Annotated in this window: 22 protein-coding genes and 1 pseudogene; 8 read left to right on the top strand and 15 right to left on the bottom strand. The window is 41.7% G+C overall.

Annotated features, from left to right (window positions below; all coding sequences use genetic code 11):
* Nucleotides 1-4: 4 nt before the first annotated feature.
* The 3 genes and pseudogenes from rpoB to rpsT all read right to left on the bottom strand — a co-directional run bounded on the left by rpoB (nt 5) and on the right by rpsT (nt 5382).
* Nucleotides 5-3303: pseudogene (rpoB, locus tag CV014_RS06830) on the bottom strand (DNA-directed RNA polymerase subunit beta).
* Nucleotides 3304-4232: 929 nt separating this feature from the next.
* Nucleotides 4233-5018 carry a TatD family hydrolase gene (locus CV014_RS06825; protein ID WP_236141338.1) on the bottom strand — a complete coding sequence of 262 codons (786 nt, stop codon included), beginning with the start codon at nt 5016-5018 and terminating at the stop codon, nt 4233-4235.
* Nucleotides 5019-5088: 70 nt separating this feature from the next.
* The gene (rpsT, locus tag CV014_RS06820; protein WP_236141337.1) at nt 5089-5382 is read right to left on the bottom strand and encodes a 30S ribosomal protein S20; all 294 of its coding nucleotides are present in this window, start codon (nt 5380-5382) and stop codon (nt 5089-5091) included.
* A gap of 328 nt (nt 5383-5710) precedes the next feature.
* On the opposite strand from rpsT, the gene hisD reads away from it, so the two are divergent.
* Nucleotides 5711-7021 (top strand): histidinol dehydrogenase, encoded by a 1311-nt coding sequence (gene hisD / locus CV014_RS06815; RefSeq protein ID WP_236141336.1) that lies wholly within the window; start codon nt 5711-5713, stop codon nt 7019-7021.
* 55 nt (nt 7022-7076) lie between these two features.
* Here hisD and CV014_RS29900 read toward each other — a convergent pair whose 3' ends face one another.
* Nucleotides 7077-7205 (bottom strand): hypothetical protein, encoded by a 129-nt coding sequence (locus tag CV014_RS29900; RefSeq protein ID WP_268964533.1) that lies wholly within the window; start codon nt 7203-7205, stop codon nt 7077-7079.
* Between the two features lie 38 nt (nt 7206-7243).
* Here CV014_RS29900 and CV014_RS06810 point away from each other — a divergent pair, with 38 nt between their 5' ends.
* Nucleotides 7244-7669, top strand: coding sequence for a universal stress protein (locus CV014_RS06810; RefSeq protein WP_236141335.1), 426 nt, complete (start codon nt 7244-7246; stop codon nt 7667-7669).
* Nucleotides 7670-7800: 131 nt separating this feature from the next.
* Here the strand turns inward: CV014_RS06810 and CV014_RS06805 are convergent, their stop codons facing one another.
* The 3 genes from CV014_RS06805 to CV014_RS06795 form a co-directional block, all read right to left on the bottom strand.
* Entirely contained in the window at nt 7801-8193 is a 393-nt protein-coding gene (locus CV014_RS06805) for a hypothetical protein (RefSeq protein WP_236141334.1), read from the bottom strand.
* Nucleotides 8194-8548: 355 nt separating this feature from the next.
* Nucleotides 8549-9109: a hypothetical protein gene (locus tag CV014_RS06800; RefSeq protein ID WP_236141333.1), complete on the bottom strand. Its 561-nt coding sequence runs from the start codon at nt 9107-9109 to the stop codon at nt 8549-8551.
* A gap of 231 nt (nt 9110-9340) precedes the next feature.
* Entirely contained in the window at nt 9341-9853 is a 513-nt protein-coding gene (locus tag CV014_RS06795; RefSeq protein ID WP_236141332.1) for a GNAT family N-acetyltransferase, read from the bottom strand.
* 644 nt (nt 9854-10497) lie between these two features.
* On the opposite strand from CV014_RS06795, the gene CV014_RS06790 reads away from it, so the two are divergent.
* The 3 genes from CV014_RS06790 (at nt 10498) to CV014_RS06780 (ending at nt 14933) form a co-directional block, all read left to right on the top strand.
* The gene (locus tag CV014_RS06790; RefSeq protein ID WP_236141331.1) at nt 10498-11730 is read left to right on the top strand and encodes a sensor histidine kinase; all 1233 of its coding nucleotides are present in this window, start codon (nt 10498-10500) and stop codon (nt 11728-11730) included.
* Between the two features lie 99 nt (nt 11731-11829).
* Nucleotides 11830-12735 (top strand): Hsp33 family molecular chaperone HslO, encoded by a 906-nt coding sequence (gene hslO, locus CV014_RS06785; RefSeq protein ID WP_103140049.1) that lies wholly within the window; start codon nt 11830-11832, stop codon nt 12733-12735.
* 152 nt (nt 12736-12887) lie between these two features.
* On the top strand, nt 12888-14933 hold the full coding sequence (locus CV014_RS06780) for a chromosome segregation ATPase (protein WP_236141330.1): 2046 nt from the start codon (nt 12888-12890) through the stop codon (nt 14931-14933).
* Between the two features lie 102 nt (nt 14934-15035).
* Here CV014_RS06780 and CV014_RS06775 read toward each other — a convergent pair whose 3' ends face one another.
* The 4 genes from CV014_RS06775 to CV014_RS06760 form a co-directional block, all read right to left on the bottom strand.
* The gene (locus CV014_RS06775; protein WP_236141329.1) at nt 15036-15902 is read right to left on the bottom strand and encodes a fructosamine kinase family protein; all 867 of its coding nucleotides are present in this window, start codon (nt 15900-15902) and stop codon (nt 15036-15038) included.
* Nucleotides 15903-16047: 145 nt separating this feature from the next.
* Nucleotides 16048-17325, bottom strand: coding sequence for a M16 family metallopeptidase (locus CV014_RS06770; protein WP_236141328.1), 1278 nt, complete (start codon nt 17323-17325; stop codon nt 16048-16050).
* A 128-nt stretch (nt 17326-17453) separates the two neighbouring features.
* Entirely contained in the window at nt 17454-18017 is a 564-nt protein-coding gene (locus CV014_RS06765) for a hypothetical protein (protein WP_236141327.1), read from the bottom strand.
* Between the two features lie 355 nt (nt 18018-18372).
* Nucleotides 18373-19572 (bottom strand): IS4 family transposase, encoded by a 1200-nt coding sequence (locus CV014_RS06760; RefSeq protein ID WP_236141326.1) that lies wholly within the window; start codon nt 19570-19572, stop codon nt 18373-18375.
* Between the two features lie 241 nt (nt 19573-19813).
* Here CV014_RS06760 and crtD point away from each other — a divergent pair, with 241 nt between their 5' ends.
* Nucleotides 19814-21328, top strand: coding sequence for a C-3',4' desaturase CrtD (gene crtD, locus CV014_RS06755; protein WP_236141325.1), 1515 nt, complete (start codon nt 19814-19816; stop codon nt 21326-21328).
* Between the two features lie 74 nt (nt 21329-21402).
* Entirely contained in the window at nt 21403-21762 is a 360-nt protein-coding gene (locus CV014_RS06750) for a Dethiobiotin synthetase (RefSeq protein ID WP_236141324.1), read from the top strand.
* 1 nt (nt 21763) lies between these two features.
* Here CV014_RS06750 and CV014_RS06745 read toward each other — a convergent pair whose 3' ends face one another.
* The 4 genes from CV014_RS06745 to CV014_RS06730 form a co-directional block, all read right to left on the bottom strand.
* On the bottom strand, nt 21764-22126 hold the full coding sequence (locus tag CV014_RS06745; protein WP_236141323.1) for a hypothetical protein: 363 nt from the start codon (nt 22124-22126) through the stop codon (nt 21764-21766).
* A complete protein-coding gene (locus CV014_RS06740; RefSeq protein ID WP_236141322.1) occupies nt 22126-22461 on the bottom strand; it encodes a DUF5674 family protein in 336 nt (111 codons plus the stop codon). Before CV014_RS06740 ends, CV014_RS06745 begins: the two co-directional genes overlap by 1 nt.
* A 183-nt stretch (nt 22462-22644) precedes the next feature.
* On the bottom strand, nt 22645-23256 hold the full coding sequence (locus tag CV014_RS06735) for a hypothetical protein (RefSeq protein ID WP_236141321.1): 612 nt from the start codon (nt 23254-23256) through the stop codon (nt 22645-22647).
* A gap of 249 nt (nt 23257-23505) precedes the next feature.
* Complete coding sequence (locus CV014_RS06730; protein ID WP_236141320.1) at nt 23506-24165, bottom strand: tetratricopeptide repeat protein; 660 nt, start codon at nt 24163-24165, stop codon at nt 23506-23508.
* Between the two features lie 332 nt (nt 24166-24497).
* Here CV014_RS06730 and CV014_RS06725 point away from each other — a divergent pair, with 332 nt between their 5' ends.
* Nucleotides 24498-26054: a HEAT repeat domain-containing protein gene (locus CV014_RS06725; RefSeq protein WP_236141319.1), complete on the top strand. Its 1557-nt coding sequence runs from the start codon at nt 24498-24500 to the stop codon at nt 26052-26054.
* The last annotated feature ends 6 nt before the right edge of the window (nt 26055-26060 follow it).

Below are 26060 nucleotides of genomic sequence, written 5' to 3'. Positions count from 1 at the left end.
CTCTCTACTCGTCGTCTTCCAGTGATTCGCGGGAGAGCGATTCGTAGGTTGGTCTGGGTGGTGTTCTTCTGGCTGATTGGTCTGCCATTAAATCGACTTCTACATCCAAGGAACTACCATCCGCTTGGGTTTCTACCTTATGTACGGCAATATCTAAGCCCAAGGATTGCAGTTCTCGCATCAACACCTTAAAGGATTCTGGTGTACCAGGTCTGGGAATTGCCTTGCCTTTAACGATCGCATTTAAGGCTTCGTTCCGCCCCTGCATATCGTCAGATTTGACTGTCAGCAATTCTTGCAAGGTGTATGCTGCACCGAAGGCTTCCAAAGCCCACACTTCCATTTCTCCAAATCGCTGACCACCTTGTTGGGCTTTACCACCCAAGGGTTGCTGTGTGACTAAGGAGTAGGGGCCTGTAGAACGAGCGTGAATCTTATCGTCTACTAGGTGTACGAGTTTGAGCATATAAGCGACACCCACGGTTACAGGTCGGTCGAATGGTTCTCCTGTCCGACCATCGAACACCATGATTTTGCCTGGGTCATCGGGGTTGTATACCCAATTTCTACCTGTTTCGTCCCGTGATTCTTGCAATTTGCCATGCACGATGCGGCGAGATGATTCTTCCCCATACATTTCATCAAAGGGGGTAATCTTAAACCGCACGCCTAAGTTATAGCCAGCCCAACCCAAAAGACACTCAAATACTTGTCCTACGTTCATCCGGCTGGGTACACCCAGGGGATTCAGCACAATGTCTACTGGTGAGCCATCAGGCAGATAGGGCATATCTTCTATGGGCAATATGCGGGAAATAATACCTTTATTCCCGTGACGACCTGCCATTTTGTCGCCTACCTGAATCTTCCGTTTCTGGGCGACATACACCCGTACCACCATGTTCGCCCCTGGGGGTAATTCATCACCCTGTTCACGGGTAAACAGGCGCACATCGACTACCCGCCCTTTTTCACCGTTGGGAACGCGCAGGGAGTTATCTCTCACATCCCGTGCTTTTTCACCGAAAATTGCCCGTAACAGTTTTTCTTCTGGGGGTTGGTCGGATTCCCCTTTAGGTGTGACTTTACCAACTAAGATGTCGCCAGCTTCTACCCACGCCCCAATGCGAATGATCCCCTGTTCGTCTAATTGACGCAGGGCATCTTCCCCGACGTTGGGAATTTCTCTGGTGATTTCTTCGGGGCCGAGTTTGGTTTGGCGCGCCTCAATTTCATATTTTTCAATGTGAATTGAGGTGTAAATGTCATCTTGGACTAGTCGCTCAGAAATCAAAATCGCGTCTTCGTAGTTATAGCCTTCCCAGGGCATATAGGCGACGACAATATTTTGTCCTAGTGCCAATTCACCGCCTTCCGTAGATGAACCGTCAGCTAATACTTGCCCTGCTACTACCCGTTCACCCATTCGCACCAAGGGTTTCTGGTTGAGACAGGTATCTTGGTTAGAACGCTGGTATTTGGAGAGGCGGTATTTAATTTCTGGGGCGTTGGGTTTGGGACGGACACGAATTTCTGTCGCGTCTACGTAGGTGACATCCCCATCTGTCCGGGAAATAATCACCATCCCGGAGTCTCTCGCACCTTGGGCTTCTAAGCCTGTCCCCACCAAGGGACGCTCTGGTTTGAGTAGAGGTACGGCTTGACGTTGCATGTTAGAACCCATGAGGGGCGGTTAGCGTCGTCATGTTCTAGGAAGGGGATCATACTGGTAGCTACCGATACGATTTGTACCGGAGATACTGCCACGTAGTCTACTTGTTCTGGGGTGGTGGTGGAGAATTCTTGACGGTAACGGACTGGTACTTGTGGCCCAATGATGTGTCCATTTTCATCGACGGGAATGTCCCCTGGAGCTACCCGCAAATCGTCTTCTTCATCGGCAGTCATGTACGCTGGGGGCAAATCGAATCTCACTAGACCATTTTCCACTGGTCTAAAGGGAGTTTCGAGGAAGCCGTACTGATTCACTCGTGCATGGGTAGCCAAAGAACCAATTAGACCTGCGTTGGGGCCTTCTGGTGTCTCGATGGGACAAATCCGTCCGTAGTGAGATGGGTGAATGTCTCGCACCGCAAATCCTGCCCGTTCTCTGGTCAAACCACCGGGGCCTAAAGCTGAGAGACGGCGTTTGTGGGTCAGTTCTGCTAGGGGGTTGGTTTGATCCATGAATTGGCTCAATTGGCTAGAGCCGAAGAATTCTTTGATGGCTGCTACTAGGGGTTTGGGGTTGACTAGGGATGCTGGTGTCAAAACTTCGGCATCAGATACGGTCATTCTTTCTCGAATGATTCTTTCGAGGCGGTTCAAACCTACTCTGACTTGGTTTTGTAGCAATTCGCCTACGCTGCGTACCCGACGGTTGCCTAAGTGATCAATGTCATCTACGCTACCGATGTCATATTCTAGGTTGATCAGGTAATCGACGGCTGCCAAGATGTCTTGCGGTGTGAGGACGCGTGTTGGTTCGGGAACTGACAACCGCAATTTTTTGTTGAGTTTGTATCTGCCTACCCTACCTAAGTCATAACGTTTGGGGTCGAAGAAACGGGAGTCTAGGAGTTGTTGTCCACCTAAGACTGTTGGTGGTTCACCAGGACGGAGTTTGCGATATAACTCCATCAGGGCTTCTTCTTCGGAAAATTGCCCTTCTTTTTCAATGGTTTTTTGGAAATACTCAGGGTGACGTAGAGCGTCGAAAATTTCGTTATCTGATAACCCTAGAGCCTTCAAAAGTACCTGGGCTGAGAGTTTGCGGGTTTTGTCGATGCGTACCCACACCAAATCGTTACGGTCGGTTTCAAATTTTAGCCACGCACCCCGGTTAGGAATGAGTGAAGCTGAATAGGTACGTCGCCCGTTTTTATCGATTTCTGATTTGTAGTAAACTCCAGGCGATCGCACAATTTGATTGACAATTACCCGTTCGGCACCGTTAATGATAAACGTACCGCGATCGGTCATCAAAGGCAGATCCCCAATAAATACTTCCTGCTCTTTAATATCACCTGTTTCTTTGTTTAACAGGCGTGTGGGGACGTACATTTGCACAGCATAGGTGCTATCCCGCCGTTTCGCTTCTTCGACGCTATACTTTGGCTCCTTGAGCTTGTAGTTCTGTCCTAAAAAATGCAGTTCTAGTTTGCCCGTATAGTCTGTAATAGGACTAAAGGAGTTAAGTTCTTCAATCAGCCCTTCTTCTAAAAACCAGCGAAAGCTTGAACGCTGGATTTCAATTAAGTCGGGCAACAAAAAGGCGGGTTCAATATAATTTTCGCTAATCATGCCTCTACCTTTGTCAACCTGGTTAAATCTTGAGTGGAAGTAGCTACACACTGGGAGTTGATGTCACTAGCTACTGTCCTTAGCTGTTGGGTAACTTCTCCTTTGATGTCACCTGAACTTTACTCAGGTGTGGGTAAACGCAGCAATTGAAGCGGTTGGGGACGATTTTGACAAGGGGGGTCATAGCCCTTAATCACCAGCAACAGCTAGAAAAATACAGCTATTTGATGTATGTCTGAACAGCTGCATTCTATTTGCTTGAATTTGATTTTTTGCCTCACTTCCCCTCCTCAAAGCGCGTTTACTAGTTTACGCAGCTATTGTTTGCTCTGCACTACACCATATGTATTTACGGTGATAGTCTGATATTGAGGAACTGAGCTAAATTTTGTAAGCTCTGGAGCAAAATGGCTTGATTTTGTGGGATTGTAATCACAAGACAATTTTTTTTAACAATTTTCTATAGGTTTAATCAAGGGACAATCTATCTCAATGTTGGTTGCTAAGTTGTTTCAGCCATTGAGAGCATCCGTGTGTAGAGGTGTGAGGATGGTCAAGTTGATAACTTTACAAAATCAAGCAGAGGATTCCTCTGTTCCTTCATTATCATTATGGCGCACACAAAATGTTTTGGAGGCATTAATTTTAGCATATTTTTCCTCCTTGCATTTTATTTTTAAGGGCGACCTACAAGATAAATAGGCAAAGTTAATCCAAAAGACCTCAAAAGCTTGATATTAACAAGCTGAGAGTTGAGATGTCAATTTAAGATGGGGAATTTTGGCTAGTGTTTTGGACTTTACCTCGTCGCTTGTGGCTGCGATAAATCTAAAATCACCAAGCTAAAATCCTTGTTGTGTTTAACTCCTGCGGCTCGAAAGGTAAAAGTGAGATTGATTATCACTTTCAACTTTCGGCTTTAGCTATATCTATATTGATAGACCAAATAGCTTACAGGCGTTTTGAGTGGTTTGAGCCGAAATAGTTGCTAATGTCTCTTGACGTAGCGTTGCTATTTGCTCTGCTACATAACGGACATAGGCTGGCTCGTTACGTTTTTCCCCTCGTTTTGGTACGGGAGCGAGAAAGGGACAGTCGGTTTCTATGAGCAGGCGATCGCTGTTCACCATTGCAGCCGAGGCTTGGATAGCTTTGGCGTTTTTAAAGGTGACAGTACCACTGAAACTAATACAAAACCCCAAATCCAGAAACCATTGAGTTTCCTCTGGTGTACCTCCCCAGCAGTGCATCACACCCCTAATCTGGTTATTGGTGCGTTCTTGCCATTTTTGTAAAATTTCCCTAACTGCCACTGCGGCTTCCCGACAGTGAATAATTACAGGTAAATCTAATTCCGAGGCGATCGCTAATTGTGCCTCAAATACTATTTGCTGTTGCTCATAGTTATCGGCTTTATAAAAATCCAGTCCCATTTCACCAATAGCTACTACCTTGGAGTCAGATTTGGCTAAAGATAGTATTTCCTGTGCTGTTTGACTGTGCCACTTTTCGGCATCTAGGGGATGTAATCCCACGGCAAAACTGACTTCAGGAAATTGGTGTGCTATGGCTTGAATACTGGAAAATTCTGCTGGTTCGACGCAAGAATGTACAAGGTGTACAAGTCCTGCTGCTTGCCATCGCGATCGCACTGCTGTCAAATCTGGCTGGAAGTTATCAAAGTTGAGATGAACGTGGGTGTCAATCAGCTGCATGGTTGTTAGTCGTTAGTCATCGGTCATTAGTTATTTAGTCAATGACTAGTAACTAATGACTAATAACTGCTTACGCTGTTTTTGTTAGTGGCTTGAGCTTGTTGGCCAATCTCGATTTTTTTCTTGCCCCATTGTTGGGATGAAGAATGCCACGTTTTACGGCTTTGTCGATTTTGCTATAAGCTTCCGACAGCCTTGTTTGTACTTGTTCTTGAAGTTCTGGTGTAGGGTTAGCGGCATAGACTTGAACCGCTTCCAGATATTTTTTCATCAGCGTTCTTACAGCTGATTTATAGGTTTTATTACGCAGCCGATTGCGTTCTGCGATTTTGGCGCGCTTAAGAGCAGACTTTGTATTCGCCACAGTCGATCCCAAAAAGACTATTAATTATGTACACACACTACTAGACTTACTAATATAGCATCTATTTTGCCAATGTTAGGGGTTCTGAAAAAAAATTAGTCAATAGTCAATAGTCATTAGTCATTAGCATTTCTTCCCTAGTCCCCAGTCCCTAGTCCCCAGTCCCCAATCCCCAATCCCCAATCAATTTCATAGACCTTGAGAGTATCAAAAAAATCCAGGTTAAGCTAGAGAAGAGAATCAGCATCAACTCTTGGCCTCTATGGGGTAGGAGCTAACCTAGTTCTCAGGCAGGAATATTCTAAAATTTTGGCATTGTCCTTACTCCATGCTGCGAATCATTACTCAGCAGGCAGATGTAAAAGCAGAATTGCAACGGATCTGCGATCGCACCGATGATGAACAAGTTCTTCATAAAGAGGCGACGGTGCGAGAAGTGTTGCAAGCAGTGAAACGCCAAGGCGATAAAGCTGTGCTACATTATACTGCCGAATTTGACCATCAAATTCTCAAGCCAGAAGAACTGCTGGTGAAAGGTTCGGAATTGGATGCGGCTTACCAACAGGTATCACCAGAACTGTTGTCCGCGATTAAGTTGGCTTGTAAGCAAATAGAAGCTTTTCATCGTCAGCGTGTCCCTAAAAGTTGGGTAAACTTCGGGGATGATGATGTGGTTTTAGGTAAACGTTACACGCCTGTAGATAAGGCGGGGTTATATGTTCCTGGGGGACGAGCCGCTTATCCGAGTTCGGTGCTAATGAATGCGATTCCGGCGAAGGTAGCAGGTGTTCCTCGGATAGTGATGGTGACACCACCAGGAACGGAAAAAACTATTAACCCGGCGGTGTTAGTAGCAGCGCAGGAGGCTGGTGTTAAGGAAATTTATCGGGTGGGAGGAGCGCAAGCGATCGCCGCTTTAGCTTATGGTACAGAAACCATTCCTAAAGTAGATGTAATTACTGGGCCTGGTAATATCTATGTCACCCTAGCGAAAAAGCTAGTTTACGGTAAGGTGGGGATTGATTGTTTAGCAGGGCCTAGTGAGGTGTTGATTATTGCTGATCAAACTGCTAACCCTATCCATGTGGCGACGGATATGTTAGCGCAGGCTGAACATGATCCAATGGCGGCGGCGATTTTATTAACTACAGATCCAGCTTTGGCGAAAAATGTACAAGTAGCAGTGGAAAGACAGCTAGTAGATCACCCACGACGGATAGATACAGAAAAAGCGATCGCTCATTACGGTTTAATAATCCTGGTGGAATCTTTAGAAGCAGCTGCCGAACTCTCTAATGAATTTGCACCGGAACATTTAGAATTAGAAATTAAAGACCCTTGGGCATTGCTCCCTCAAATTCGTCATGCTGGCGCAATATTTTTAGGCTACTCTACACCAGAAGCGGTAGGAGACTATTTAGCAGGGCCTAATCATACATTACCGACTTCTGGAGCAGCTCGTTATGCTTCCCCGTTGGGAGTAGAAACTTTCCTGAAGCATTCCAACATTATTCAATATTCCACCACAGCTCTACAAAAAGTTGCCGGTGCAATAGATACACTAGCATCAGCAGAAGGTTTACCCTCTCACACCGATTCCGTGCGCCGTCGTCTCCAAAAAGATGAACCTGAAGAATGATTAATTTTTTCCTGTAGTTTGACTAAAACCTACTCAGTAGTTACAAACTGAAAGTCTAAGTAGCTTTGGAGTGCTGAGTGCTGAGTGCTGAGTGCTGAGTGGGGAGTGGTGAGTTGTGAGCTTTGAAAGAAATAAATTCTACCTTGTCTACCTTGTCCCCAGTCCCCAATCCCCCAATCCCCACTCCCAAGCTACGGGTGTACATCTGAGGAGATAACAGCAGTGCTAGAAACTATTTTGGTGGCTCTTGATGGTTCGGAAATTGCAGCACGAGTCATTCAGACTTTAGATGATTTGGTATTATCACCAGAGGCTAGGGTGATTTTGTGTCATGTGTTTTCTACAGCAGAGTCAGAAATAGACTTACCGGCTGATCGTCCTCAACCCCAGTCTTTAAGATTTTCCGCTTTTCAAATTGAACAGCAATTACAATCTTTTCAAGAACAGTTATCAGTTAAAAGTCAAGTTGAAATAGTAGCTGGTAATCCTGCTGAAGAAATTATTCGTCTGGCTAATATCTACAAAGCAGATTTAATTATTATTGGTAGTCGTGGTTTAACAGGTATGACAAGAATTGTTTTAGGTTCTGTGAGTAGTCAAGTAGTGGAAGAGGCTGCGTGTTCAGTGTGGGTGGTTAAGCCTAGTTAGAATGGGAGACAAGGGAGACAAGGGAGAAATATTTACCCCAATGCCCAATGCCCAATGCCCAATGCCCAATGCCCAATGCCCAAATTACATTAACAGTTGAGCAGGTATTTGCTGTGGGTGATGAGCAGTAGTTAAACCTTGCTGGGAGATGCAGCGAGGAACTGACGTAAACTCAATAGGCTGATGGTTTGTCCTAAATTGAGGGGTAGTAGTGATATACCTTCAATTCGAGATTGCACCCAGCCATCTCCCCAATACCATTCGTGAAATCCATCAATACCGCCACTGAGTAACAAACGTAAGCAGTTGGGTTTGGCGACATCTACTTTATGATGAATGGCGATCGCACCAGTCCAGGTAGTAAACTCTACTCCTGTAGTCAATTCATCTGGTATTCCTGGTGCAAATCTTTGCCCTATCAGCCATTTTTCCAGTTTTTCAGTCCGTAATAGACTATCACGGATGGCACTAGCTGGGGCTTCTATTTCGATTCGCAGTTGGCTGTGTTGAAAATTCCCTAACATTTGTAGAAGCTCAATGACATAAGTTTCTATACTAATCCTAAATCATGGATGCAGAAGTCAGGGAGGTAGAAAAAGTCAGGTGTTTATCCGTAATTTATTATGGATACTCCTAAAGTAGAATTAGGTGTGAGCAAGAAAGCTAGTTAAGCAAAAATCTGATTACTTCCTCTTTGGCTTGATTATTTGGTCATTTCAGACGCTAATGAGGTTTAATTTCCTTGCGATGTCGCATCTGGCAGTGTAAAAGTATCTTGCCAAAGCAAGTGACCTCTACCACTCAGTATTGGCTTAAAAAAATTTTATTTACTAATTTTCTCAAAAATTTTTTAACTCACAAAGTCTTTCTAACTCTTTCCTATCGACGATTAGAGTGTTGTAATGGTCGCTTAAAATGAGTTAGAAAATAAAAAATCATGTTGATTGGTGCTGCAAGAAAAACTGAGCTAAACAATATAGTTCCATACTTTATAAACTCATGACTTGTATCACTTCTCTCTGCAATTACTGAAGCTGAAACAGATTGAGTTGACAAAATCAAAACAAAACCAATGAATGGTAGTGCAAGCAGGAGTAGATTTGAATAAAGATTAGACTTAGTACCAGACCATTTGCCATCAGAGTAATTGATAACTGTTACATCACCAACTATTGAGTAGAAAGTCTCGTTAGCAACTTGACCGTTCGGTTGATATCTAACAGCAACAAAGTAATACCATTTTGGTACTGTTTGAAACATAATTTGAGGATCATCCACAAAACATGAAGTGTAATCGCCTGGTTTAAAAATCTGGATGGATGCTGAAGAGTTTCGATACCTGAATTTAGCAATTATGGAGAATAAGTAACCAAAAATAACAATAATTACGAGTTGAGCAATTGCTATCCATCCTGAGATTTCAAAATCAGCGTTTATCACTTTTTTTCCCAAATCAAACTAATTTGACCATGCTTTTAGATTACCCAGGGGATGCTTACAGTTAACTATTTTAGTTAAATATGTTACAAGAATTACTTATCTAGGTTGATGAAGTTAGTTCCACTTGGGAAGGAAGTTACTCAGCACTGACGGCGATCGCCTAGCCCAATGTCTTTTTATGAGGGTTAGGCGACATTGAGGTGAAGACTAGTCACTACGCTTAAGGAAAATTTAGAAGAATAATTTTTTAAGCCAAAGGCACAACTGCTCAATTTCTGTTAAATTCATTAACTGCTTTTCTAAGTTGACGCAAGTTATCCAAACATGATTTTCACAGTAAAAAGCTGATTCACTAATTATCTGATAACCATTTTTTTGATAAAAGGTTACTGATGATAAATATGATATTACCTCGATGACTTTATATTTATTTTGTCTAGCTATTTGTTCTATGGCACAAAGCATCTGTGTACCTATGCCTTGACTTACAAAATTTGGATGAACGTATATACCGCCTATCCTAGTCTGTTGATTGAGAAGAGATGCAAATCCAATTATTTGATTATTATATTTTGCTACAATTATGCTCTCATTAATCTGTAATCTTGCTAATCTTTGATTTCTTATTAACGACTCAATCTGATCCAAATTATAATTTGGTGATAACGCTCTAAGTGACTCAGCTTGTAGTTCTAGAATATTCTCTAAGTCTTCAGATTTTGATAAACAAATTTGCACATCCATAAAACTTTACAGTAAGTTATGTCCGAGACGAAAATAGTAATTACATATAGGAATCATATTTAATTTCTGAAAAAAATCATTACACTTATTTACCCTTTTTCCTATTACCTATTCCCTGTTATCTACCTAAGTAAGTAATTTCAATAATCAAGTCAGATTCCTACATAAACTTAAGTTACCCATCCACAGGTTTAATATCACCGTGTAGACAAAAAAATTTAAAGTAACTTTTTATACTAGTATGTAATTCATTATTTGATTTTAGAAAAAAACTCCGTATAATTTCTTATTACCTGTTTCCTCTTTTAGAGAGTATGTTCAGTAATCAAATCTGACTTCTATACTGGCAATGATGTCTGGGTAGAATATGACAATTAATAGATAATTACTATTTTTGGAAAGAGGAATATTAGGCTTTTACTTATTTAAGCTCAAATATATACTGGCTTTACGCATCAATAAAATACATAAAATTTTGATAAAAATTAATTGATGCTCTTGTAGTTTACAAGAAAATTATAGTTTATTAGTAACAGCACAGTGTTGATTTTTATTTAAATTATATAAATGTTAATGTGTTAATGAATTTTGAGGTTAATTCATCAACAATGATGTGATTCATCTTTTTATTGTAAATATATACTATGTTAAATTCCCCGCTCGTACTATATTCCATTGTCACCATGATTGCTCTTGGTGCTGGGATTATGGGACTATCTATTATCAAAGCCAGAAAAATTCTCAAATTATTCAAAAAAGAGCCAGAGCGATGGAGTTGGCAAATAATGTTTTTGCTAATGGTGTTTTTCTTGTTTGGCTATTCTTTATGTATATATTTAACAATTGCTAGATTGATAGATTGGATACCATTACTCACTGGTATGGTGTTCTTTTTTGGAGCTTTATTTGTATTGTTTACAGTTACTATTTATTATCAAACGCTGCAAAGATTGTTAGTAGTTCAGGAAAAATATCGCATAGCGAAGGAAGATGCAGAATTTGCATTATTGAAACTACAAGAAACACAACAAACCCAAATGCAATTAATCCAACGCGAAACTATGTTGGCTCTGGGTACAATGGTGGCTGGAGTTGCTCACGAAATTAATAATCCTGTAAGTTTCATTCATGGCAATTTACAATACCTTAAGCAATATATCTATGAATTATTTAATATTATAGCAACCTATGCTCATGTCTATCCTAATCCAGAGTCTAAAATCATTAATGCTCTTGATAATAGCGACTTTAATTTCATCCAGAGTGATTTACCAAATCTGTTAAATTCGATGCAGGTGGGTGCAAATCGCATCATGGAGATTGTAGAATCCCTATCAAATTTTTCTCGGTTAAATGAAGCTGATTATAAAAAAGCTGACATTCACCAAGGTATTGATAGTACGATTGTGATTTTGCAAAGTAGGCTGAAAGCTTTTGCTAATAATAGCCAAGCTATTTCAATGATTAAAGAATACGGCGACATTCCGCATTTTTTTTGTAATCCCCGATATTTAAATCAAGTATTTCTCAATTTACTGAATAATGCTATTGATGCTTTGATGCAAAAAGCCTATATTTTTAATCAAGACACATTAGAGAAACCAACTATTTGGATTCGCACATTTATTTGTCAGGATAATCATATCACTATCTCAATTGCTGATAATGGTTGTGGTATGAATGAAGAGACTCGCCAGAATATTTTTCAACCTTTTTTCACTACTAAGCCAGTTGGTCAAGGAACAGGTTTAGGTTTGTCTATTAGCCATCAAATTATTGTTGAGCAACATGGAGGCTCAATTAAATGTAGCTCTACTGTCAACCAAGGTACAAAAATTGATATTAGGCTACCCATTAGACAAACGATACCTACGTAAATTTTGTATAAGTTAAGTTTTGTTATACTAAAAGTTACTTGAAACCCGACGCTGAAGAGCAAGGGCGTTTGTTGAGCAATTATTATTGGTAAGGTTTTCATGGCGGATCAATTAATTCGCGCCACAGCAGCCGATGGTGGAATTCGTGCAGTAGGTGCAATCACTACGCGTTTGACAGAAGAAGCACGGCAACGCCACCAGCTTTCTTACGTAGCAACGGCGGCTCTGGGGCGGACTATGGTGGCTGGTTTGTTGATGGCTTCTAGTATGAAGCGTCCAGGATCTAGGGTTAACGTCCGAGTTAAAGGTGATGGGCCTTTGGGCGGTATTTTAGTAGATGCTGGCTTAGATGGCACAGTCAGGGGTTACGTAGGTAATCCCTCTATCGAATTGCCTCCCAACGCCAGAGGGAAACTAGATGTGGGTGGTGCTGTGGGTAATGGCTATCTCTATGTAGTTAGAGATATTGGTTATGGCTATCCTTACTCCAGTACAGTGGAACTGGTTTCTGGAGAAATTGGTGATGATGTGGCTCACTACCTCGTGAATTCCGAACAAACACCTTCGGCATTAGTTTTAGGTGTATTTGTTGGTGCTAATGGAGTCACTGCATCTGGTGGGTTGTTGGTGCAGGTGTTACCGAAAGCCGCCAGAGATGAAGAGTTAGTGGCAAAATTAGAATCACGGGTGGCTGCCTTATCAGGGTTTACACCATTGTTGCAAGCTGGTAAGACTTTACCGGAAATATTCCATGATTTACTCGGCGATATGGGTTTAAATATTTTCCCAGAAAGCCAAATTTTACGCTTCCACTGTGGATGTTCTTTTGATCGGGTGTTGGGGGCGTTAAAGATGTTGGGAGAAGCTGAGTTACAAGATATGATTGTAAAAGATGATGGGGCAGAAGCAACTTGTGACTTTTGTGGCAGAGTTTATCAAGCAAGTAGTGATCATTTAGCACAATTAATTGTGGATTTACAAGCTGAATCTTCTGCTTCCGGTTAAGTATACAGGAATGCTGAATCTGTGAATTATTAATGATATCTGTGGAGACTGATCATGTAACAAGTAACTTTTTAATTATGAGAAAGTTACGCTGGCGAAAATCGAATTATCATTCTAAAACAGATAGCTATTCAACTATTTTGGTGTGAGAGATGACAGAGCGGGATATCCCAGAAAGTTGGCATCCAACCAGAGGAACAAATCCAGATGATCGAGAAAGATTATCCCAAACCCAAAAGGTCGGTGATCACCAAACATCTGGTATCCCGGCTACTGGTTCTTATGACTCGTTAAAGCAGCCAAGAGATAATCACGTCGCAGAATTATCTCCAAACAACTCACCGAACCCAAATCCCAAACGCAATAAAGGTTACATAAAGTTACCACGCTGGATGAAAGGTTGGGTGGCGTGGGCTATATTGTTAACGATGATTCCTGGTGGTGTGGCGTTTATGGCAACAGCAATGTTACTCAAGTTGCCGTCTGCGCCCAACTGTCCGGCGATTTTTTGGCCGTTGGCTAGTGCTTCGGTGCGGTTACACTGCGCTCAATTGGCAGCTTCTAAGCAGACGGTGGGGGATTTATTGCAAGCGATCGCCCTTGTGAAACAACTACCACCAGACCACCCACTGCGGGGACAAATTGACCAATTTGTAGAAGAGTGGTCAAGAGATATTTTAGAACTAGCAGATGGGAGTTTTCAAGCGGGGAGAATAGAAGAGGCGATCGCCACAGCCCGTAAGATACCCCAAGACCTACCAACGTACAAGTTAGTAGATGAGCAAGTTTCTAAATGGGAAACCATTTGGACAAAAGCAGAAACCATCTACAAAAATGCAGAAGAAGAACTGCGACAACAGCGTTGGCAATCGGCGTTTATGTTAGCGTCGAAGTTGCTACGTGTAGATAATAAATACTGGTCAAGTGTTAAATACGACGAATTAAATGGCATTATTACATCATCAAAAGAGGATGTTGATAAGTTAGCCAAAGCCGACTCACTAGCCAAGAGTGAAAAAGTTGATGATTTCTTAGAAGCCATCAAATTAGCTGAGTCAATTGGCAAAAATAGCTATCTATACAGTAAAGCCCAAGAACTCATCCCTGCCTATGGGCGCAAAATGCTGGAGTTAGCCCAAGCTAAAATTGATCAACGGGATGCAGATACAGCCTTAGATATTGCCAGACAAATTCCTGAAATCACTGGGTTACAAACACAAGTAGAAGATTTTATCGCCTTAGCTGACGCACAAAGAAGCGCGTGGATAGGCAACATCGCTGGTTTAGAAGCAGCTATCACCCAAGCACAACAAATAGACCCATCACGTTCAGTTTACGATCAAGCCCAACAACTAATTGCCCGATGGCAAGTAGAAATAGAAGATGTCGCACGCTTAGAAAAAGCCCGGAATTTAGCAAATCAAGGGACAATCAACGATTTAACAGCCGCCATTGCTGAAGCACAACTAATACCAACTAGCAATCCCCGTGGCTCAGAAGCGCAAGAAGATATTAACCGTTGGCAAGCGCAAGTAGAAACCATTGAAGACAGACCTTATTTAGAAAGGGCTGAACAAATGGCGTTTCTGGGTGATATTAATTCTTTACAAGCAGCGATCGCTGAAGCTAGTCAAATTCGCCAAGGACGGGCGTTATACCCCGAAGCACGCCGGAGAATCCGCAGTTGGGTAGGAAAAGCACAACGTATCCAAGACCAACCAATATTAGATCAGGCGCGAGACTTAGCCCAAACAGGAGATTTGACAGCAGCTATTAACGCCGCTAGACCCCTAGCAAATTCTGGGCGATCGCTTTCCGGCGAAGCACAAAACGCCATAGAAGACTGGCAAGGACAAATCCGTGCTAGGGATAATTGGTCACAAGCTAAAGCCGTAGCTCAAAGTGGGACACCAGAAGCGTTATTAGAAGCTATACGCATCGCTGATAAAGTTTCCAACAACAGCATTTTACGGATGGATGCAAATATAGCGATCGACCAATGGAGTCAGCAAATATTAGAGATTGCCCGTACTCAAGGTTCATCAGATATCGCTAAGGGTATTGAAACTGCACGGTTAGTCCCACGCGGTAGTGGTGCTTATAGTGCAGCACAAGAGCAAATTAAAACATGGCAACAATTACTTAATCCTGCACCTCAACCTGAACCGTTGCTGCCTTCTTTGATTAATACTCAGTAAATTGGGCATTGGGCATTGGGCATTGGAGACAAGGGGGACAAGGGAGATAAGGGGGACAAGGGATATTTTACTTTCGATGCCCCATGCCCCATTCCCCATTCCCTATGCCCGTAAAATCTGTTCAATCATGCGATTTGCTTGGGAAGCATAACCGCCACCAAATAAATTGAAGTGATTCAAGATGTGGTAGAGATTGTATAGGGTTTTGCGAGTTTCATAACCTGCATCTAAAGGCCAGACAGCGTTATAACCTTGGTAAAAGGCGGCGGGAAAGCCACCGAAAAGTTCTGTCATAGCAATATCAACTTCGCGATCGCCAAAATAAGTGGCTGGATCAAATATCACTGGTTCACCCGCGACAGTACACCCAGCGTTCCCACCCCACAAGTCACCATGTACTAGGGAAGGTTGGACTTGATGATCTGCTAATAAATCGGGAATTGCGGCTAGTAAATCATCCTGTTTGGGAAAACTTCCACCCCGCCGCCTTGCTAGCTGGAATTGATAGCCAAGGCGATGTCTTGTATAGAATTCTACCCAATCTGCTGTCCAAGTGTTGATTTGGGGTGTAGAACCGATGGTGTTATTCATCTCCCAACCAAAACCTTGCTGACTGGTGGCTTTGTGCATGGCTGCTAACTTGCGTCCCATTTCTGCCCAGGAATTACTGTTACCGCCTCCCATTTCCAGCCATTCTAAGACGATGTACCCAGAATTTCCGGCTATACCCCAACAGATTGGTTTTGGTACGCGAATAGTCTGAGTATTATACATCTGCTGTAATCCCAACATTTCCGCCTCAAACATGGCGACTTGAGAGGCTTGGTTGAGTTTGACAAAGTATGTTGTTATACCATCCGAGACAGAATAACCTTGATTAATACAACCACCACTAACCGATCGCCTGTTTTGACTCTGAAATTTTTCACCAGTCACTCGGCTAATATGGGCATCGATTTCAGTCCACATAGTTGGGGATTAGGTATTGGGGATTAGGGATTAGGAGTAAGAAACTGGTTTATCCTCTCATGTTACGTTCACTACTAGATATTGTTGAATAAAACAAAAGCCCCAGGTAGTTGAAATTTCCCAGTCCCCAGTCCCTAGTCCCCAATCAAGCAGGTTTCAGTACCACTACACCATAGGCTTCTGGACACAGGTATTGATTAGCGGCTAGGAGTAAATCTTGGGCGGCTTGGGCTTGGATGTGGGCTGGGTAATTGAATGCTGGTTCTAAATCACCGATGAGGGAGTGATAGTAGCCGTATAAGCCAGTGCGATCGCTTGGTGTTTCGTTACCAAAAATAAATCGATTGGCGACGCGCTTTTGAACACGGGCGATTTCTTTTTCTGTGACTAACTCTGTTTGTAATCTGCGGATGTGTTGGGCGATCGCTGTTTCTACTTCTGCTAAGTCTTCTACTGCACACTTAGCAGAGATATAAAATGTCCCTTGTAAGCGATTAGTCATATTACTCACACCAATAGAAGACACTATCCCCCGTTCTTCTCGCAAATCCTGAACTAATCTTGATGTTCTCCCGTGTCCCAAAATCCCTGCTAATACATCCAAAGCATAAGTTTGCTCTAGCTGATTCATCCCTGGAACTCGCCACAACATTACTAATCTTGCTTGCTGGAGACTTTCGTCAACAAATTCTCGTCTGACAATTTCAGTAAATGCAGGTTCGAGGGTGAGGGATTGGGGATTGGGGACTGGGGATTGGGAACTGGGGACTTGACTGAAACTTTCGGCGATAATTTCAATTAATTCTTCTTCCGGTAAATTACCTACAGCCACAGCCGTCATCGATGGTGGTTGATACCAAGTACGATGAAAATCTCGCATCTGCTGGGGTGTGAGTTGGGAAATTACTGATTCTGGACCCAACACTGGACGACGGTAAGGTAACTCTGCAAACGCGGTTTCCATCGTCCGGCGAAAGGTGCGGCGACGGGGATTATCTTCAGAACGTCTAATTTCTTCTAAAACTACAAACCTTTCCCGTTCAAACGCTTCATCGGGAATAGTAGCATTTAATACAACATCTATTTGTAAAGGAGCTAATTCTGCAAAATCTTTGGGTGCGGTGGTTATGTAGTAATGTGTGTAATCCTGGCTAGTAGCGGCGTTGGTAACAGCACCACGTTCTTCAATTTGGCGTTCAAACTCACCGCTAGCAATTCGCTCTGTTCCCTTAAAAATCATATGCTCTAAAAAGTGAGCCATGCCGTTAATTTCATCGGATTCTACGGCTGAACCAATATTTATCCATAGGTTAAGGTTCACCGCTTCCACAGGCATTTGCTCAACAATAATAGTTAAGCCATTAGGCAATTGATGTATTTTGGGGGCGTTCAGACGGGGAAATTTTAACAAGGTTGAGGTCATGGGTAGTGGTGAGTGAACAGGGTTCTTACTTCTTTATCTTATCTGTCACCACAAAATATCTTTGATTGTTGCATCTAAAACAGGCTGGATGCACAAAGACCTTTTGAGGCTGGGTGTAAGGGTTGTTCTCAATCGCCCGAATACTCCATTCCTACCACTTTGCCATCTTTTAAATAAACATTCACCACTTCCGCATTGTAACGACCATCATTTGGGTCAAGAACGTAGTTGAGAATTTGGTCAGGCACAGCTAAAAAGCCTTTTTCTTTTGGGTCAATTTTTCCCAGCACATCTTCATACCCATAAATGAAGGTACCTTGTGGTTGAGGAAATCTTACGCCTTCGTGAAAACGCTGGTTCAATCTGCTCTGCACTTCTGGAATTGTCATCCCATGTTTAATGTCGAAATAAAACTGCCTAAAGGGTTTGACAGGCGAGAGAGTGACAAAGTACAAAGCCAAGAGGCTGAGATTGAACCCGATAAACAGCCACAATTCTTGTTTCCGCCGAGATTTTACGTACACTGGCAAAATTACAATCAAGGCTAAAACAGCCATAAATAAGTAATATTGCCAAACTAAGGAAACAGCGTATTCATGATCTAGGAAACATCCCAGTAGAAATAAGACTAATAAGAAAAACACCTCGGCAATAAGCTCAATTTTGTTAGCGTGACGCTTGATATATTTCATGTGGCTGTATCTTGTATTTTTTTTCTCAGCAGCTGAACATTAATTCTCTCAGACTGGAAATCTCGGTTAGACAAACAAAGCTTGCCTAGCCTATCGGCAACGGCAAAGCCGAACACAGGCTAATTACTTGTTAATATTCAGAGGATGCCTTACAAGTAAAAAAACATACTCAACTTTGTAGCGTCAGCAGAAAAAATACTTAAATATTCTCAGTCCCATTAAAAATTTTTGGCACAAGGTTAATCACAGTAGTAAATTAAAAAAAATAAACTGTTGTACTGGACTGTTTCAGCTAATTTAGTGGATTAGAAAAAACGAGAAAGCATTGATTTATACTCAGAGGGTGACAAGCTACCTATAAAGGTTGGTGCATAAGGGAGAGGGCATAAAAGCCACGCTGAAAATAGAGTCGTTTATGGGGTTTGAGGGCAATCAGACTCAAGACCCAATCAGCCCATAATTCCATCCCATAACGCCATCGTTGTCCGTAGAGTCCAAAGCTAAAGTGACTCTGGCGTGGGGTCTGGTCTTTGTGTGATTGGATACGTCCAGCATAGATATCTATGCCTAATTTTTTCATTTGTTGCCCCTGCATTGTCGCCAAACTATAAGCTAAGGCAATCAACAAGACTAAGGCTAAAAAACGGGTGTCATTAACCTTGGTATCTTCCAAGTTATAGCCACTTGTTTTATAATCCTTGAACATTTGTTCAATACCCCAACGACAACGATAGACTGCCAATGCTTGTTGTAATGTTGGGAGGTTAGTTAAGATATACCAAGGTTCTTTTGCTCCCTGATTATTATATTTTCGTTTCCAATAGATAGCCAGATTAAATAGTCCAATTCCATCCCCTTTATTGCACCTCACTCCCTGATAGAATTTAGACATTCCCGGTTGGAATCCCAGATTTTTTAGAACTTGATACTCCTGATTCAATGCTGTTTGGAAATGCAGGTCTTTTTTCTGCCTCAGAGCGAAGAATACACCCCTTTCATCCAGCCATTGAGCCAGTTTAGGACTGTGAAATTCTCGGTCTCCTAATACTAAAACCGGATAGTTTTTCAATAAAGTCAGCACTGTTTTTAGGAGACGTTTTTGAGTGTGAAAATTACTGTTTCCTACCTGTTTTAAAACCTCCCAATACAAAGGAAGAGCATGAGTTCCCCAGACTAAGCTCACCATAAATACATTTCTTCCCTGCCATTGGGTTCTGTCAATTGCGATGAGCCAATATCCATATTTATGGTGTTTGAGTTTCTGGAGACGACGACGCTGGTCTCGATTTAAGTTTCGTCCCCTTTGTACTTGTCTTATCCAATATTTTATCAAGGGAAACCATAAAAGTTTGACATGGAGTTGCGGCAAGTTCAAAAAGCGTTGTATGTTGCGTTTGCGACTGCCATATTGAATCGGTTGGGGAAAAACACTCGCTAAAACGGAGAGTTTGACCTGACGATGAACTTGTAGCAATAACAACAAAAGCTGTAAAGTTAGATACTGGGTTTCATTCAGATGGGTACGCAGGGTTTTTTGGTAAGATTCAGGAAACATATTTTTTCCAGGGAGCCGCAAAAATGCTCCCTATTTTTTGTCTCCACTATCTTCTCAAAGTTTTGTCCCATCTAGCTTAGAGTTGCCTTGTCACCCTCTCAGGATTTATATCAACTTTATCGAAAATCTATTACCCTATTTAAGTTGAAACAGTCCAATAGTTTGGCGATCGCCTCAACTTCACCACGATTAGCTTGTAAAATTATGAGTAGTAATATTAATTTTTGTAAAGCTAATCTTAATGTCTCATATTGTTGTTAACCAAAATAAACCCCGTGTAGTCGTCATCGGTGCGGGAATTGGTGGATTGACGGCGGCTGCATTATTAGCCCGTCGTGGTTACAGCGTGTTAATTCTCGACCAAGCCATTGTCCCAGGCGGATGTGCTTCCACATTTAAACGCCAAGGATTTACCTTTGATGTGGGTGCAACCCAAGTTGCAGGGTTAGAACCAGGGGGAATTCATCATCGCATCTTTTCGGAACTAGAAATCGATTTACCAGAGGCTACACCTTGTGACCCAGCTTGTGCTGTGTTTTTACCTGGGGAAAGCACACCGATTAATGTTTGGTGCGACCCTGAGAAATGGCGGGAAGAAAGACAGACACAGTTTCCTGGTAGTGAACCATTTTGGCAACTGATGGCGACCTTATTTAATGCTAGTTGGGAATTCCAGGGACGTGACCCCGTTTTACCGCCGCGTAATTTGTGGGATTTGGGTCAGTTAATCCAAGCAGTCCGTCCGAATACCTTGATTACTGCACCTTTTACTTTGTCAACTGTGGGTGATGCTTTAAGGTGGTTTGGGTTGGGAAATGACCGCCGACTACGGACGTTTTTGGATTTGCAACTGAAGTTATATTCCCAAGTCAGTGCGGAAGAAACAGCTTTACTTTACGCTGCTACGGCTTTGAGCGTATCCCAACTACCCCAAGGACTGTATCACCTCCAAGGTAGTATGCAAGTATTGAGCGATCGCCTAGTGCAAGCTTTAGAAAAAGACGGTGGTAAATTATTAATGCGCCACACCGTCGAACAAATCAAAGTGGAAAATGGCCAAGCTACGGCTGTGGTGATTAGAAATCAAAAAACAGGCGAAGTCTGGACGGAAGCCGCAGATCATATAGTTGCTAACGTCACTGTGCAGAATTTAGTGCAACTATTGGGTGAAAAGGCCCCCATTGGCTATAAACGACGTGTGGAAAAACTACCCCCCGCATCTGGTGCGTTTGTGGTGTATTTAGGTGTAGATGCTAGTGCGGTTCCTTACGATTGTCCGCCCCATTTACAGTTTATGTATGATGCAGACGGCGTAATTGGCGAGAATAATTCCTTATTTGTGTCGGTAAGTCATGCGGGTGATGGACGCGCACCAGCAGGGAAAGCCACAATTATCGCTTCCTCCTTTGTAGATGCTCAACAGTGGTGGCGTACTGAAGATTACCAAGGATTAAAACAGCAGTATACCCAAGATGCGATCGCTAAACTAGCGCAATACTTTTATCTCAAACCAGAAACCATAGTTTATCAAGAAGCCGCTACACCCCGAACTTTTGCTTACTATACTGGGCGCGATCGCGGTATAGTTGGCGGTATAGGTCAAAGAATTCCCACCTTTGGCCCCTTTGGTTTTGCCAACCGTACACCTATTCAGGCTTTATGGCTAGTTGGTGACTCCACCCATCCAGGGGAAGGTACAGCCGGAGTCAGTTATTCAGCTCTTACCGTAGTCAGACAAATTCAGGCACAATACTAATGTTATACACAACATCTAAAGATATATTTAACCTAGACTGACGGGATTGTAAAAAACCACACTACGCTGGATAGATGAATTACGAAACAGCTCGCAAACTCCTACTAGGCCAAACAATTGCAACTGAGGAAAACCCAGATGCACTATTGACGCGGATGAAACAAGGTAAACCACCAGTCCCAGGTCAAATTACCTCTATTTTGTTAGCTTTAAAAGTTGTGTTTGAAGCCTTGAAAGAATCTCCCAGTCTAGATAGAGAATTAACTTTTGCTCTTTATCAATTAAGTGTGAAAACGCAACAGTTATTTATCGCTGGACGCAGAGTTGGCGTAGATTGGCCGCCATTGCTTAAGGAAGATTTAGTGAGAATTGCTTTAGCTGTGGAAAGTATCTTTTCTGGCGTTTGGCAAACTCCTCCAAGTGGAAGTTTTTAGACTAAGCACTCATAGATTTAGAAGTCAGCAATCCAGACATATCTAATATTTGCTGTGACCAATTAGATACAGTCACCCTAATATGTGCCGTTTCTTTTGGCTTATCCAAAATATTTAGCCACTCTTGTTTCCATGTCTGTAACGAATTTTGGAGTTCATTGAATTCAAAATTATTTATTTCGTTTTTTTGTTTTATCAAAGATAAATACACCAAACTTTCTTCAATTAAAAGTGGGACTAAGTCACGGTTAGCACTCTTTTCTAACCAGGAATTGAGACGTGCTAAACAAGCCGCCAATTCTCCCAACTGTTGTGCATGGGTTTGGTTGACAAAACTAGCTTCAATTGCACTCCAGTTGGGCATTACATTCCTCCTAGCAATTGCTTGGTAATTTGGCTAACTTGTTCTCGAATTTGTGGAGATTGGATGATCATACTACGATTGTTTTGACTGGGGCGAATGTTAATAATTGACTCAAATACTATCTCCTGAGTGTAAGGAGACCAATCAGCACCCCAAATATATTGTTGTTTGCTACCGTCTTTGAGCAATTCTTGTTCACATTCGTAATGGCGAACGCCACCTCCTGCTAGAATTTGACGTTCTATATCTACTGCTATTTTAATAAATACATCCCAAGTTTTCAGCATTTCCTCTATCTCTTCAGGGGTAGCTGCTTCACGGATAATTAAAACCAATGGAAATGATTCCTACTCAGCAAACAACGTCAATTTATACACTAATTGCTGATTTTAGACAACTGAATTGAGTATGTGATTATTAGCAAGCGTAATATTCAAGAATTTCATCACAAAACCCCAAATTTTTGCAAAAATTCGGGGCTGTGATTGCTGAAAAAAACTAAAACTGTCATATCTGAACTAACGATTTCGCAATTCAGCTTCTAATTTATCCAAGTCGCTTTTAAGTAAAACTGTCATTTGTCCGGTGAAAGCTTTACCGTTGCGTGGTTGGGCAATTTCCAGCCAATAGGCGTAGCGATCGCCTATTCGTAATTCTCCTTTTAAAGCTTCTCTAATGGGAGTTTTGGCAAAACGCGCTGAGTTAATTGCACTCTGGTTAGGATACTCATATACAGTTTGGGCGTTTTTAAAGTCTTGATAGATATCTAAGCCGTAAATTACGCGTAAAGACTCTTGCAAACGCTGAAAACTCATGCCATTAACGGCATCATACATTGCTAAACGCTCATAGCGAATTCTACTTCTATCTTTCGTGAATTCTACTTTACCAGGAGGCAATACAGAAGCCTGAAAAGTGAATCGCTGGGCAGCTGTATCACTTTTCTGCACATATAATTTTTCTCCACTACCAGGACGTAAGGTTGGATGGGCTTGCATCCAAGTACCTACTTCCTCTGTACTTTGTCCTGGTAAAGCATTCGCTTTGGTATCAAATAGCATTCCCACGCCTAGCCCAGAAACTAGGGTACAGGCGCAAATCAACAAGTTAAGCTGAGATTTTTTGAGCATTTTCCTATACGGGAATTACAGAGAAATTACCCCCAAGGGAGTAATCATAGTCTTCCCGTTTTTCAGCAAAATTATTGCATTGACTATCAAATCAATTGAAAAGTTATTTATTTGCGTTCTTCTTTGCGCCTTGGCGTGAGCTTTTAAATAATATTCTTGGCAACACAAAAAGATTAATGCAAATAGTTGTGTGTGATGGCAAATCCATGAATAATTCATGCCATCACACACCAAAATAAATCACATTAGTTAAGAATTTAGTTCTAATAATTCAACCCTAACTTGCTCTAACATTTGTTGATATCTGACATCTGTCATTCCACTGCCGAAATTACCGCTTACATATTGCTGTAAAAGTTTTTCTGCGGCTTGATAGTCTGCCTTTGCACTTGTTTTATTTCCTAAATCCTTGTAAAGTTTTCCTCTCAATAGGTACTCTTCAGCGTTGTTACTACTATTACCAATTAATTGAGTTAAATCTGCGATCGCTTGTTGTTTTTCTCCTAACTTTTCGTAAGCCCTCGCCCTATTCCAATATGCATCACGACTGAAACCAAACTTACCTGTATTTTGTCTAATTACTTCTGTATAATCTACCACTGCGGCTTGATAATTACCAAGATTATAGTAGGAATTAGCACGATGATAATATGGTTCTTCAGCTTGAGGACTGAGCCGAATTGCCTGGGAAAAAGACGCAACAGCCCCAAGAGAGTCTTTTTTACATTCCTCTTGAAAGTGTCCCATAGCTATAAAGTCAGTTGAAGTATTGAGCCATGCTGGCTTTAAAGTTGGGCAGGTAGTGTTACTAGAAGCGAGAATTGGCATCACCATTGGTATTGAAAAACCTAGCAGCACAATAGATGAAATATGAGCTAATAAGGAAGGTGCAGAAAAGCTAAATTTCATAATTATGTAATCCAGAAAATGGGCAATATTAGTAGGATTAAAGCGCAAAAGTTGTGCTTTTTATCTTCCAATAGTCTCATTTTAGCTAGGAATTTTTGTATAAACCTGGGTCTGCCAACTCCAACAACATTGCCTGTTTGTTGATCAGAGAGATTCTATAGATATTGCATCACCAGTATCAAGGTAGAATCTTCCTTTCCATGAAATACAAAGTAAAAACGGCATTTTTCTATTAATTAATGTTTCGCCAACATATTATTCTCTTGGGCAGTTGCGAAAACCCGTGAGGGAAGCAAACACAAACCTAAGTCATAAACATTACAGAGAAATCTATGAAGTCTTTAAGCTCAACAGTTGTTGCTACGGTTACATTAGTGCTGTCGTTGTTAACTCAAGTGATGTCCGTAGCGGGACAAACCCCTATTCAGAGTAAACTTTCGTTGGTTTCAGCTTCCTCCAACACAGAATCAACATCACCAATAGCACAAGTTAATACTAACAGCGCAAAAGTTACACCTCTGATTGAACAGTTGAAAACCGACAACAGAGAAGAGCGGGAAAAGACTCTGGTCAAGTTAGCGACAATTGGTAAAGAGGCAATTCCTACTTTGATCAAAGCATTAAAAGACCCAGATAAGCGAGTACGTAGTGGGGTCAGCAACACTTTGGGTAGAATTTACAATGAAGCCTCTGCTGATGATGCCTCTGCTGCTGTACCTAGTCTGATTGTTGCGCTCCAAGACTCAGAAGTAGAAGTACGCCGCAGTGTTGCTTTTGCATTGAGTCAGATGCCTTTATCTACGCCCCTGGAGAAAAAACAAACTCTTGCACCTCACCTTGCTATAGCTCTGAAAGACCAGGATAGAGATGTGCGGATTTTTGCAGCCCTATCCTTGGAGTCATTTGTTAACAATCAAACGTTATTAGCTGTGCCAGAACTCACTTTTGCTCTCCAAGACTCAGAGCCAGATGTACGTACCCTTGCTGCTTTAGCTTTGGTGAAGATGAATGCTGTACCAGTGCTGATTAAAGCCCTTCAAGACCCAAATAAGAATATACGTATTCTGATTATTGATGCCTTAGCATTCATAGATACAAAGCAAGAACAAATACTACCATACCTGAGAGATGCTCTTAAAGATCCAGATTCTGATGTGCGTCGTCATGCAGCTATAACTTTGGGTTTAATAGGTGCAGAAACCTCTGCGCTTTTCCCTGAACTCAGAGCGACTCTCCAAAACCCAGATCCGAGCTTACGTGCTAATGCTGCTTTTGCCTTAGCGAGTATACCAGCAAAACCTGCTGATTTATTATCAGCAATTACTTTTACTGCACTAAATGATTCAGATGAGCAAGTACGCCTTAACGCTATTTATGCTTTAGTACAAGAAGAATATCAAACTTTTGGCACAGAACTGCAAGCGGCTCTCAAATCTCCTGTACCAAAGGTACGACCAAATGCTATTAGTATTTTGGGATATATTGGATCGGCAATAATTAATGCAAAAACTAATTTACCTCTGCCAACACTAAATTCCGCTATCCAAGAACAATGGCCAAATTTAAATATTCAACGTGGAATAGTTTCATCCAGTTTTGGTGATTTTTATGGAACAAAAATTGGTGTTGAACCAAAAACTGTTTTATTAGAACTCATATCTGCTCTTCAAGATACAGATGTTGAAGTACGTAATACTGCTGGTTCAACATTATTTTATAGCTCTGCACAGCTAATAAATACTTTATCTAAATCTGATGCCGAAATAGTAATATCTCATTTTGAGACAACTTTAAAAAGATTGCGAAATCAAAAAAATCTTTTCTCACAACAAGAAATAGAGGCACTGAACATGACTTTACAGAAGCTAATCAAGTCAACACCAAATTAATCCCAA

Source organism: Nostoc sp. CMAA1605 (genome assembly GCF_021596505.1).
In the GTDB taxonomy this organism is placed as follows: Bacteria; Cyanobacteriota; Cyanobacteriia; order Cyanobacteriales; family Nostocaceae; genus Trichormus.
The sequence above is the reverse complement of the archived record's forward strand: the minus strand, read 5'-3'. Positions and strand labels throughout refer to the sequence as shown.